Consider the following 12,324-nt stretch of genomic DNA (forward strand, 5'->3'; position numbering starts at 1 on the left):
GAAGTTATTTGACAGACGTAATGAATTGTACATCTACGGTTCGATAGCTCGTATTTTTTCGGCGTTTAATTCCGAGAAATGATTAATCACCTGGTCGGCCAGACTTAAATCCTGCATTTCGGAATGCTCGCTGTTATAACCCACGCAGTAAATCCCCGCTCCTTTGGCGGCTTTTACACCGTTGGTCGAATCTTCAATGATGATGCATTGCGATTTAGGGGCTACCGAAAGCGAAGCCGCATACTCGAAGATGGCCGGATCGGGCTTTGATTTTGGGAAATCTTCTCCGCTGACGATATGCGTAAAGTAAGGAGACAAGCCAAAGCGTTTGAAGACACGGGCAATGGTTACTTTCGAAGCTGACGAAGCCAGAATTAACTGAAAATCATGCTGATGTAAATCTTCAATCAATGTACGTACGCCTTCAAGCAGGTCTAGGTCCTCTTTTTCGTCAAAAGCATCATTAAAAATAGACCGCTTCCGCTGAATCATCGCCTCTACTTCATCGGCCAGGTTATATTTTGCTTTTAAACCCTGATATACATTTCGGGTGGATAAACCCGTAAACGTCGAATATTCTTCGTCAGTAATGTGAATGCCTAACTCGTTAAAATGTTTGAAAAAGGCGTAACGGTGCACGGGTTCGGTGTCAACGATCACCCCGTCCATATCAAAAATCACGGTTTTTATCATGGGAAAGAAAATAAGCTCGTCCAGTAAAGGTAGAGATTTTCCCAGCGTACACCATAGAAATGAGTTGAAGTTTGAGAGGTTTGAGTAGTGTTTAGAAAGGTTAGATTTTGTTGGAGTGTTTGAGAACGAAAACGCCCTTATCCACTCCAAAAAAATCTAACCTTTTCAAACTAGCTGCAAGTCTCTAGTAACCTTCGTTCTGCATTAGGTAACCGGCCCGGTTTGAGGCACCATCAATGGCAGTTTGCGGAATAGGGAAAATCCGTTTACGCTTATCCGTGTTGGTCTTCTCAGTCCAGGTACCTTCGTACTTATTGAAACGAATCATATCCGTACGGCGAAGCATTTCCCAGTAAAATTCAAAACCTCGCTCGCGGAAAAGTAAATCCAGATTCATGGCCGTCAAAGCTGGCGGGGCCTGCGTCAGACTACGAGCCGCCCGAACCGTGTTTACATCGGCCAAAGCTGCCGCCGCGTCATTGCTTTTGCGAAGCTTCGCTTCCGCCCGCATCAAGTAAATATCCGCCAGACGAATGATAGAAATATCAGCTTCTCCACGGTTACGACCCGTATTGGACGACGAGCTGAATTCGTATTTTTCCACGCGATACCCTGTGCTGTAATTACTTCCGGCAGTTGTAAAATCGATCTGCTCCGTGAAGTTTACGGGTAAATCCGAACGGTTGCGGCTGGAATTATAGAGTTTTCCAACCTTAAACTGTCCGTTGGCACATTTCAAGAAAACGCCGTTTACACGAAGTAGACCATATTGCTGCCCCCGAAGAATCCCGCGGTTGATCTTATAATCCGCCGCCGAAACGCAGGTATCCGCTGCGTTCGAATAAATTTTCATGTTTTCCTGATAAAAACGAGGATCGCGTTTAGGATCTTCGTTCCCGTAGGCCTGAGTCCAGATACGGTAAAAATCAGGCGTTATAGCGGGGCCATCCGTACCGTTTGCACTGGGATAGGCTGCGAGCGGGAACTGATCACCCGACAGCGAGAAATACGCCAAACGGTTATGTCCGTTTAATTCAGGACGCTGATCTACGGCAAAGATTAACTCGGGGTTATTATGGTTGTTATTGCCGAAAATTCCGAAGTAATCATTCGACAACTGATACTGCCCCGAGGCAATGACCTTGTCAGTATACGAAATCACCTTGTCCATATCCTCCGCCGTGAAGGTGAACTGATCCGCGTAACGATTCCGATAAACCGCCGCGTTAAGGTACAATTTTGCTAATAATCCCCAAACAGCTCCCTGCGTTAGTCGCCCAGCGGCTACGTTTGCCTTCGCGGGTAATGCATTTTCTACCGCCAAAAACTCACTCTCAATGTACTTTACGGCTTCGTCCCCACGAATGATTTTGGAATATTCCCTCGGGTCGTCTTTTACGAAAGCAATACCGAATAAATCCAGCATCAGCAGGTTATAAAAAGCCCGCATCCCCCGAGCTTCTGCCTTATACATATTGGCATTGGCACTGTTCAGCGTAGCCAGGGAATTAATAGCTACAATACTCCGGGATATAGACGTTGCCAGGTTATCCCAGGTAGTGCGTACGTTGGGGTCCGTGCTCGTGGTTGTATGAGCGTGCAGGTTGAGATAAATTCCATTGTCTCCCCAATCGGTACCGCCCCGATAGGGTAAAATAGCTTCGTCCGTAGAAATTTCCTGTAAAGCAAAATAGTTGGTATGCTTATAAATTTCGGGTAACAGAGCGTATACCGGAGCAATGAGTCCATCTGCCGTTTCTTGCGGTGTCAGAGTCGGGTTGAAGCTTTCGTCCAACACGTTTTCATTTAAATCAGTACAGGCATTGCTCACCAGCAGTAGGCTGGACAGAACTAGTAGAACAGAAAATTTATGTTTCATTGTCGTTGAATTATAAGCTAATGGTTAATCCAAAAATCACGGAACGAGCTTTAGGATAACTCAGATAATCAATCCCGTACGATGAAACTCCATTCACCGAGCGGTCATTGTTTACCTCAGGATCGTAGCCATTGTAAGGGGTAATCACGAAGAGATTCTGACCCGTTACTGACAAGCGAATGTTGGACACCCATTTGTCCATTCCCAGACCTACCGTATTGACGTTATAGCCCAAACTCAGGTTATTCAGACGTAAGAATTGACCATTTTTCAGGAAGCGTGTAGATACCGGAGCCGAGTTATTAACCGATTCATTAGCGTATTGAAGGGCCTCGGGGGTTACGTTGAGCCCTTTCGACAACCGTAACTTATAAAACATCGCATTGGCTGTGTTATCATAGACTTTGTTACCCGAAACGCCATTCAGGTTAGCCGTCAGATCAAAGCCTTTGTAAGCAATGCTACCATTAATGTTGAACATCTTTTTCGGTAAAGCCGAACCAGCCGCTACCCGATCGTTATCCGTAATAATGCCATCGCCGTCGACATCCTGAAACTTATTAATTCCTTTGTCATCAAAGCCGATGAAATTTTTCAGGTAAAACGTACCGATGGGCTGACCATTCACGTAGCCGTTTATCGTTGCGGAGGATAACCCCGAACCCGAAGCTGTTCCTGAAGTAAGCACGGAATAAGGTGAGTTCGTTACGTTATTACCGATGAACGTAACATTACCACCAATGGAGTAACGTAGCCCATTAGCAAAGCTCTTGCGGTAATTCAGATCAATTTCCAAGCCCTGATTCGTAATCTTCATGTCATGCACGTTCGTCCATAAAGTGCGGACAGGCTGCACGGGATCGGCAGGTATTACTTCGAGCAGAATATTGTTGGATACTTTACGGAATAGATCCAATGAACCACTGAATGATCCGTCGAAGAAGGCAAAATCAAGTCCAAAGTTACTTTGCGTAGAAACTTCCCACTGAATATCCGGGTTGGCCAGGCGATTGTACGTAGCTCCAGAAGGATAGGTATTGGAGCCATTCAGAGGGTAAGTGGTAGTTCCGGTTACGCTGGTAGAAAACCGGGCCTGAGTAATTTTAGAGGGAATTTCCTGATTACCCGTTTGTCCCCAACCAGCCCTGATTTTCAGCTCTGTAATGGCAGGGATGCGTTTCAGGAAAGGTTCTTCCGATAAACGCCAGCCCAACGAGGCTGACGGGAAAATACCGTATTTATTGTTAGCTCCAAACTTCGACGAACCATCCGCCCGAACCGTCAGGGTCGCCAGATACTTGTCTTTCCACTGGTAATTGACCCGCGAGAAAAATGACTGTAGTTCATTGATCGTCGCGTAACCCGTCGGACGGTTGTTCGTCAGCGTCAGGTCTTGCCCTAACCCTGGATTGTAGATGGGCTCAATGTCCGAAATAGGAAATTTATTGATACTATTCGTACGACCCTGTAGAAAAATCCGCTGATACGAATGCCCCGCCAGAGCAGAGAAATTGTGCTCATTGCGGCTGAATGAATACGTTAAGTAATTTTCAATCAATCGGTTAGTATTGTACGTATTGGTGGTTTCAAGACGACCTTCCTGGAAGGGCACTTCATTTGGCAAGGACTGAAGGTCCTGAGCAGCACTCGACTGATCAACGGCAAAATTGAGTTTGTAGACCAGTCCTTTGATAAGGGTTACTGAAGGTGAGATACTGGCAATCACCCGGTTCGTTTTGGTAAGGTCCTTTTCCAGGGAAAGTGGAATCAGAGGGTTGGTACCATCTACATACTGAAAAGGCTTGCCATCCGCATCATAGGCCGGATAGGTAGGGTTAGCCGCTAGTGCTCCTCCAATGAGACTTTGAATGGGGGGCCGCTGGTTAACCGTATTCGTCACATTCAGATTAATATCAACACTTACGCGATCTTCAAGTAATTTCTGCGTCGCATTAATTCGGCCCGTATAACGCTTTAGATTGCTATTTTTCAGGATTCCCTGCTGATCCTGTAACCCGAATGAGGCATAATACGTCAGTTTTTCTGAACCACCACTCAGAGCCACATTGTGGTTTTGAGTAATGGCCCGGCGGGAAATTTCTTTCTGCCAATTGGTATTACCACCCTTGTCCACCAAACTGTTCCCCAGCTTGGGAACTTCCGTACGAAATTCATCAGCAGATAATACATTCAAAGGATTTGCCAGCGTTGAGACCCCGATATTTCCGTTGTAAGTCAACGTCGAGCGACCGGCTTTGCCTTTCTTAGTAGTAATCAAAACTACGCCATTGGCACCACGAGAACCGTAAATGGCCGTAGCTGAAGCATCTTTCAATACATCAATGGACTCAATATCCTGTGGGTTGAGGAATACCAGCGGGTTCGTTGCTCCACCCGTACTACTGTTATCCAGAGCCAGACCATCCACTACGAACAGCGGCGTACTTCCTGTACGAATTCCTCCGGGACCGCGAACGGTGATATTCTGAGTCCCTCCGGGTTCACCAGTAGCTGAAGTAACATTTACCCCAGAAACCTTGCCCTGTAATAACTGCTCGGGCGAGTTGATGATCCCTTTGTTAAACTCTGAGCTTTTCAGCGAAGTAATGGCTCCGGTCATGTCCTTTTTCACTGTACTACCGTAACCAATCACAACTACCTGAGACAGATCTGCTGCGTCGTTTTTCAGCTCAACGTTAATAGTAGTCTGACGACCGACAGGCATTTCCATGGGCTCATAGCCCACAAATTGAAAGACCAGTATGGCTTCAGTATTGGGAACTTTGATGCTATACTTTCCATCGGCTCCCGTAGTCGTACCAACCGAGGTACCTTTTACCATGACCGTACAACCCGTTAATACTTCACGGGTTTGAGCATCCGTTACCTGGCCGGTAATGGTTAGTTCCTTCGGGGAAACACTATGCAGGTGGGGTGATGCCACCACCCGTTGTGGAAGTTGATTCAGTAGAAATAGCCCCGCAAGGACATACTTTACCTGACCTGAAAAACAGTTCAAGTTTTTCATAGACTAAACTTTGGGAAGAAAATGATTTTTCTGTAAAAAATAAAACTCTGAAAATCAATGAATTATTTTCAGAGTTTTCAGGCCACAAAAGTAGATTATCGGGGAAAGAAGGGCTTTAAGAGAATGTTATGTTACCGTTAAAAGGCGGTAACAATCCGTAAAGGATCGCTTTGGGATGAACTCGTATCTCTGCATGATGTACGAATTCAACCTCTCAGGTATCCAGACAATATCAGACCTTATCAATCACCTGTTTACTTTTTATAATTGTTATCTTTCAGGCCGTTTCCTGATTAAATTCACCGTATGTCTTTTCATAAATTACTAGTATTCTTCCTGCTGCTTATAAGTTTGTTCGGATGTGATACGCCACCGAAACATCCTGAACGGGCCGGCGTTGCCTTATCTTTCGACGATCATTTTCTGAAGGAATGGGCCGCGTTAATACCGCTTTTCAGGAAGTACAATGCCCAGGTTACTTTCTTCATTAACTGCCCGGATTCGCTTTCTGCGGAAGACATCTCTTTACTAAGGCAACTTCAGAACGAAGGGCATGAAATTGGTTACCACGGTACTATTCACGGCGTTTCTACGCAAATGATTCAGGATTTAGGCGTAGAAGGTTATCTTAATACTGAAATCCGTCCCGGACTTTCTTACCTGAATAAAGCCGGTTTTTACCCCACCTCTTATGCTCACCCCGGCGGCAATCATAACACCCGCGTCGATTCCGTCTTACTCACTTCAGGTTTTCAGATTTTACGTGATGTAGCCCTGGCGGAACGTCATTACAAAGGCTTTAAACTCTACCATATTCCGCCCCGATACTTACCTCAGATTTACTATGACTTCGATCAAGAACGCGTAGTGGATGCTCTGCTGATTGATTACAGTGCGAATCTTTCTCAGGAAGAAATGAAAGATGCTTTAGTTAAGGCAAAGGAGAAAGGGAAAGCCGTTCTATTGTTCGGGCATGAGCCCTTATCAGCACCCCCAACGGCGACACAATACGGATTTGATATTAGTTTTATGGAGAAAATTCTGGCGACGGCCCAGGAATTAAACCTGAAATTTTACCGTATGTCTGACTTACCTAACGTGAAAGATTAACGTCCGTACCGTTCATCTTTAAAACGGAGTAAGGGCTTCTCAAAATACTCGTAAGACAGGCCCGAGACCAGTACCGAAAATCCAATGACGCAGGGATATAAAATCAGGTTATAAACCGTCGTGGATAATTCGGGAGCATACATTCGTAACAGATTAATGAATACGATGGAAACCACGACGTGATAAAGGTATAAGCCGTAAGAAATCTTGCCCAGGTAACTAACAATGGGGTTTTCCAGAGAAATAATACTGTTGGGATTGGTGGCTACATTTAAGATAAAGAAGCAGAAAAACAGCGAATACACTTCCATAAAAGCCGGAATGTGAATGCCGGAAAAGAAACAAATCAGGAAGAGTATGTAGACGCCAATCTGTAAATCTTTTCGATACAATACATTGAGTATTCTGGTATTATTTTTATAAACTGCATACGCCCCTGCTCCCCCTAAAGCCATGATTAACAGGCGAAATTGCCCAATGAAGGTCAGAACCCCATCTATCTTTCTAACTTCAGGGGCATCCAGAAAATAAATGCCCAACGCTAATAATCCAACGGTAGCAGCTAGAAAAATGGCAACGATACCTATCGTTTTTTTAGGGTATTTGATAATCCAGGGCCATAAGTAATAAAACTGTTCTTCGACACCGATAGACCAGGCCTGAGCAGCCCAGTATGGAATCCCGTAAAGTACAAAGGCATAATTAGGTAAGACCAGCATCAACAGCGAAAGCCGTTCCGTGAAATTACGTTGTAATAACTCGGTTACACCCGGATAATAGAAGATTGAGAAGTTAGGAAATACGAAGATCGCCAGCAAGACCATGACGTAATAAATAGGCCAGATTCGGAAGACTCTTCGCAGGTAAAATTTTGGAGCGGAAATGTCCCCGAAATTGCCTTTTTCCTGCAATAGTAGATACGTAATCAGAAATCCGCTTAACACAAAAAACAAACCAACCCCCAGACGACCGGCGTGCTTCACTACCGTTATTTCGTAGATGTTAACTACTCCATACGTATGTTTAGCCTGCTCCAGATGGTGAATCAATACCGACATAGCTGCGATGCAGCGTACTCCATTCAGGTTAGGGAAATTCCGTTTCTGAATTGCTTTTCTCGCAGAGGACTGCTCCTCCGCAGGCCATTTGTTTGCGGTAGATTCCAACTACTGTTTTTTCTAGTTTCGGGATGTATAAATATAACTTAGGCCACTACTAATTCCGGTTCGTTCTGAGCTACTTTTTTTTTTCGGGGAAACGATCCCCAAACAAAATAAAGTGTCACACAAACGATTCCTAACTGAATGAAATAATCTATCGTACGATCAGGAATGGCAAAAATATCGGTTGGACTCAGGTAAATCGGCATACCCTGCCGCCACCACATTGAAGGGTGAATAACGGCCAGCACATTAAATACAAAAAGCAAGAAGATTTGTTTTCGATTGTTCCAGTCGATGATTTCGAAAACCATGGGTAATAGGAATAGAAACAGATAATTACTGTAGGCACTTTGCTGGGCAATCATCATTAGTCCGTACATGGTTACCCATACATGAGCCAGCATAACGGGGTATTCATGCTTGCGTAATCGCCAGGCTGTCAGACAGCCCGCACTAATAGTAATGACCAGCCCGATCCAGTTCCAGGCTTTGGCACCCAATCCTACCAAATTGAAAGCCCAGGGGTTAATAACCGACAGAATGTTGGGTGCTCGCAATACGTTAGCTTCATCGAGAGGCTGCATGAACTCCATCCCAACCGTCAGGTACAGAACCACAACCGAAATGGCCCCAACGATAGAAATAGGAATCAGGAAACGAATTTTTTCTTTTTCAATCAGAAACAAAGGAAACAGAGCCAGACCGAAAATGGCCTTTGTCATCAACACTCCCAGAGCCATGACCAGGCTAAAACCAACTACGCCATAGCGTTTGCGGGTTAAGTAAGCCCCTACGACAAAAAGCCACATCCAGATATCTTCCTGAGCACCCACAATGCAAAGCACTAGCGATCCTGGTAACAAAAGGTACACTAAAGATTTAAAGAGCAGATCCTCTTTTGTGGTCTTGTAGCGAAAAAGCTGATAGGTTAATGCCAGAGCCAGGCCATCCATAGCGGCCATGGTGAGGATAATCATTTTCGGGCTATACCAGATTTTCAGCCAAAGGCCTAAGTAATAGGCATATAAAGGCGAATACGGGGACCAGAAATCCTTGTATACCAGCATGCCCTGCGAGGCCTTGCTACCCTCGTCCCAGAAGCCGTTTACATCGGAAGTAGGCTGATAGTCAGCCCACAGATAAATCAAGAGAAAAGGCAACACGCGGAGCAATACCCAGCTGGTGCCTAAGACGCCAACGACGCTTTTATTTTTTAATCCAAGGGTGATCTGGGGTCTGAAATAGAGCACAACGCTTACCAGCAAAATGCAAAGCAGACTAATGATCAACTTGGCTAGAACAACACTCATGCCGATCTTAAATAATTAGGAGTCACAATCTTAATGGCGGCTTTCGTAACAATCCAAAAGAAACAGGCCACGTTCATCACTTGTAACGCTAACTCACCCAAATACGCAGGATTTGCTAACATTGAGAAGCTAATGTAATCGGGCTGTTTAATCCATACATTGACAAAAGGCTGCACGACGGTCAACCAACTTAGTACTAACAAGATTAACAGATGTTTGTTATTTCTCAGGTCAACGATTTCAAAAACTACTGCCAGTACATACGCAATCAGGTACGCTCCGGGTGCACTCGCCTGAAAAATCATCATACAGGCAAACGTGGCGATAAAAAGGGAAGGTAAGGTGTGACTCAGCGGGTTCACTCGCCCACGATACGCCAGATACGATACCAGCAGCATCGTAATGATTAACCCAATCCAGTTTACGGCAGTAGAATTCTTTTGATCGATGTGTACGAATAATTCTATAAATGGTCGGGTAATGGAGAACAGGTTCGGCGTCATTAACTGCTCGGTATGCTGAATGGGCATCAGGAACCTGTCACCAATTTGCCAGTACAAAAAGGCCAGAGCAGGCAGGCCAATAGCGGCCATAACCAGCAGCATTTTTATGGGTTTGCGAACGCTTACCAGGAGCGGTGGCAGAAAGAAAACGAAGGTAGCTTTCGTGGTTAATAAGGCAATAGCAAAGATTACGCCCAGACCTACTTCATAATCAACGGGATTTTTCTTTACGTGCCGCCACATTAATAAAGCCAGTCCCCAGAACCAGACTTCTTCCTGACCATCAATCAGAATGTACATGAACGAAGCTGGTATTAGCCAGTAAATGAACGTTGCCTGAAGAGCGTTGGATTTTTCCTTTTTATAGGTTCGATACGTTAGCCAGAGAATCAGCGTCTCCATCAATACCATGAACAGCACAATGGAACGGGAATTATGCCAGATCCATAGCGGTAAACTAATGATATAAGCGAATAAGGGAGCGTGATAGGACCAGAAGTCGCGGTATACGAAACCGCCCGCTTTTGCGGCCTGAGCTTTATAATAGAAAAAGGGAACGTCTCCCCGAGGGTCATGATTGAAGAGGATGAAAATGACAATCCAAGGAATCAGACGCAGCAACAGGAAACCCAGACTAAAGGCCAACGTATCATTTTTCTGTTGCCACCCGGCGATTACAGTCGGTTTCCAGATGGTCAAAATCACACCTAAGGTCAGGAAAATACTCAGGATTACTTTAATGTAAAAGACGGTAAGAATTGGCATTGCACTAGTTAACCTATCAAGGGGTTGAAGATAATTTTTTCAGAGATGGGAAGTTTGCTTCGTTAGAACATTACCAATGGTTCCTTTGCCGGACGTCATTGTGTTTCTGGGCTGCAAAAGTATTTACTATTCCCGAGTCAACCAACGTAAAGTGATGAACTTCGATTGTCTCCGTTTTCTTTTATATGCCCAAAAGGGGTGAAAGTTATCTGAAATGGCTTTAAATCGCCCCTTCGGATTTATCATTCCAAACGGCGATGAATACCCCCTTACGAACTATTAGGGATAATCTTCCTGTAGAGACGCGACTTTATCGCATCTGGCTGGGAATGAGAACCAATAGTAGAAACGCCTTTACCACAGACGCGATAAAGTCGCGTCTCTACGTGTATGATTGCCTGTTCTTTAGGGTTATAAATCGGAAGTATTCGAAACTACCCGCCGTGGTTGGTGAGACACTAACCACGGCTTAGCAAAAGAAGACACGTTTTCACGTGTCTTCTTTTGCCTTTTAATCTTTTACTGACCACCTAACGCTTTCCAGAGAGCTACGGCGTAAATCAGGCGTTGACCTTGTAATTGGGCTAGCTGTCGTTCTGCTTCGAGCGAAGTTCGCTGAGCATCCAGCACATCCAGATACGTAGTTAACCCTTTTTTATAAACGTCTCTTACCAGTAACTCGGTTTTACCCGCCGTTTCTATCACATTTTGCTGATTGGCAATCTGCGTTTCCAGATCGCGAATGTTGTCCAGAGCTACTTCCGCTTCCCGCTGGGCATTTACCAATCGCTGATCTATCACCGTTCGGGCCGTTTGCACCTGTTGACGGGCGAGGTTAATATTCTCGCGGTTTCGGCGACCCTCATAAATCGGGAAGCTGGCCGTTGCTCCTACCGTATAGGTATAACTTGAAGGTAAAAACACATCTCCTACCCGACCGCTGATTAATCCACCGGAGCCCGCAGCAATAACCCGGGGTTTCAATGCCTTGCTAGCAATATCTGCGTTCACATCCGCGGCAGAAATCTGTAAATCCGTCTGTTGAATATCAGGACGATTTTTCAAAAGCTCGGGCGTAATTGTAGCGTAAACAGGCGTTGGATACATCGGTAAAACAGATCTAGCCAGCGTAAAGCTTTCCGGACTTTGCCCGGTTAAAATCGCCAGACCATTTTCTAGCTCGTGGCGACTGCGTTGCAGGGCCGACTGCTGGGTTTTGAGATTACCAATCTCCGTTTCTGCCCGGCGTACGTCAATTTCGCTGGTTAATCCAATCCGAAAGCGTTCGCGGACGACGGCCAGTACCGAATCACGGGCGGTCAGGGTTCGATCAAAAACTATTTGTTCGGCATCATTCGCACGCACCAGGGCATACAGCCGTGCAATTTCAGAAGCCACGGCCAGCCGAGTAATTTGCACATCGGCTTCGGTAATTTGCGTTTGTATTTCGCTTAACCGTACGCCCTGCTTGAGTCGGCGGAATAAATCCAGCTCAAAACTGGCATCAACCGGAATCTGAAACGTGGTCAGTTGCACCCGCTGGGCCCGCACGTTTACGAACTGCACCGGGCGATTGGGCGAAAGACTTTGCGTCTGAATACCGGGATTACCCCGAACGGTAGGATGCAGATACGATTCGGCCACCCGAATTCGGATGCGAGCTTCTTCTACCCGGCTCAGGGCATTTTTTACATCGGGATTGAAGCTCAGTCCTGCCTCTATTAATTTATCTAATTCTGGATCAACGAAAGGTCGGCTCGCTGGTGTCTGTGCCCGCAACGTACTAACCGCCAGCAACACCAATCCACTGATTTTAACAATACAATTCATAACGTTCGGTAAAACATGCGTTAGCGTTGGGAGTTTGGGGTTC

8 protein-coding genes are annotated in these 12,324 nt (G+C 45.5%); 1 reads left to right on the top strand and 7 read right to left on the bottom strand.

The window, feature by feature from the left end:
• Positions 1 to 33 precede the first annotated feature (33 nt).
• From QE357_RS17025 to QE357_RS17035, 3 genes are all read right to left on the bottom strand, one after another.
• A complete protein-coding gene (locus QE357_RS17025; RefSeq protein ID WP_106637898.1) occupies positions 34 to 693 on the bottom strand; it encodes an HAD family phosphatase in 660 nt (219 codons plus the stop codon).
• A gap of 184 nt (positions 694 to 877) precedes the next feature.
• Positions 878 to 2,572: a RagB/SusD family nutrient uptake outer membrane protein gene (locus QE357_RS17030; protein ID WP_309709963.1), complete on the bottom strand. Its 1,695-nt coding sequence runs from the start codon at positions 2,570 to 2,572 to the stop codon at positions 878 to 880.
• A 10-nt stretch (positions 2,573 to 2,582) separates the two neighbouring features.
• Positions 2,583 to 5,600 (bottom strand): TonB-dependent receptor, encoded by a 3,018-nt coding sequence (locus tag QE357_RS17035; protein ID WP_309709966.1) that lies wholly within the window; start codon positions 5,598 to 5,600, stop codon positions 2,583 to 2,585.
• A gap of 306 nt (positions 5,601 to 5,906) precedes the next feature.
• On the opposite strand from QE357_RS17035, the gene QE357_RS17040 reads away from it, so the two are divergent.
• The gene (locus tag QE357_RS17040; protein ID WP_309709969.1) at positions 5,907 to 6,710 is read left to right on the top strand and encodes a polysaccharide deacetylase family protein; all 804 of its coding nucleotides are present in this window, start codon (positions 5,907 to 5,909) and stop codon (positions 6,708 to 6,710) included.
• On the opposite strand, the gene QE357_RS17045 is transcribed toward QE357_RS17040, so the two are convergent.
• From QE357_RS17045 to QE357_RS17060, 4 genes are all read right to left on the bottom strand, one after another.
• Positions 6,707 to 7,876 carry an acyltransferase gene (locus QE357_RS17045; protein WP_309709972.1) on the bottom strand — a complete coding sequence of 390 codons (1,170 nt, stop codon included), beginning with the start codon at positions 7,874 to 7,876 and terminating at the stop codon, positions 6,707 to 6,709. The two genes, QE357_RS17040 and QE357_RS17045, sit on opposite strands and share 4 nt — an antisense overlap.
• Positions 7,877 to 7,914: 38 nt before the next feature.
• Entirely contained in the window at positions 7,915 to 9,183 is a 1,269-nt protein-coding gene (locus QE357_RS17050; RefSeq protein ID WP_309709974.1) for a hypothetical protein, read from the bottom strand.
• Positions 9,180 to 10,451, bottom strand: a complete 1,272-nt coding sequence (locus QE357_RS17055) for a hypothetical protein (RefSeq protein WP_309709977.1) — start codon at positions 10,449 to 10,451, stop codon at positions 9,180 to 9,182. The genes QE357_RS17050 and QE357_RS17055 overlap by 4 nt, the downstream gene beginning before the upstream one ends.
• Before the next feature lie 519 nt (positions 10,452 to 10,970).
• Complete coding sequence (locus QE357_RS17060) at positions 10,971 to 12,281, bottom strand: TolC family protein (RefSeq protein ID WP_309709982.1); 1,311 nt, start codon at positions 12,279 to 12,281, stop codon at positions 10,971 to 10,973.
• Positions 12,282 to 12,324: the final 43 nt, after the last annotated feature.

This window comes from Siphonobacter sp. SORGH_AS_0500 (assembly GCF_031453245.1).
Classification (GTDB): Bacteria; Bacteroidota; Bacteroidia; order Cytophagales; family Spirosomataceae; genus Siphonobacter.

Excerpts from the sequence above, each read along its gene's own strand:
- QE357_RS17025 (WP_106637898.1), bottom strand. The coding sequence starts at position 693 with ATGATAAAAACCGTGATTTTTGATATGGACGGGGTGATCGTTGACACC.
- QE357_RS17030 (WP_309709963.1), bottom strand. The coding sequence starts at position 2,572 with ATGAAACATAAATTTTCTGTTCTACTAGTTCTGTCCAGCCTACTGCTG.
- QE357_RS17035 (WP_309709966.1), bottom strand. The coding sequence starts at position 5,600 with ATGAAAAACTTGAACTGTTTTTCAGGTCAGGTAAAGTATGTCCTTGCG.
- QE357_RS17040 (WP_309709969.1), top strand. The coding sequence starts at position 5,907 with ATGTCTTTTCATAAATTACTAGTATTCTTCCTGCTGCTTATAAGTTTG.
- QE357_RS17050 (WP_309709974.1), bottom strand. The coding sequence starts at position 9,183 with ATGAGTGTTGTTCTAGCCAAGTTGATCATTAGTCTGCTTTGCATTTTG.
- QE357_RS17055 (WP_309709977.1), bottom strand. The coding sequence starts at position 10,451 with ATGCCAATTCTTACCGTCTTTTACATTAAAGTAATCCTGAGTATTTTC.
- QE357_RS17060 (WP_309709982.1), bottom strand. The coding sequence starts at position 12,281 with ATGAATTGTATTGTTAAAATCAGTGGATTGGTGTTGCTGGCGGTTAGT.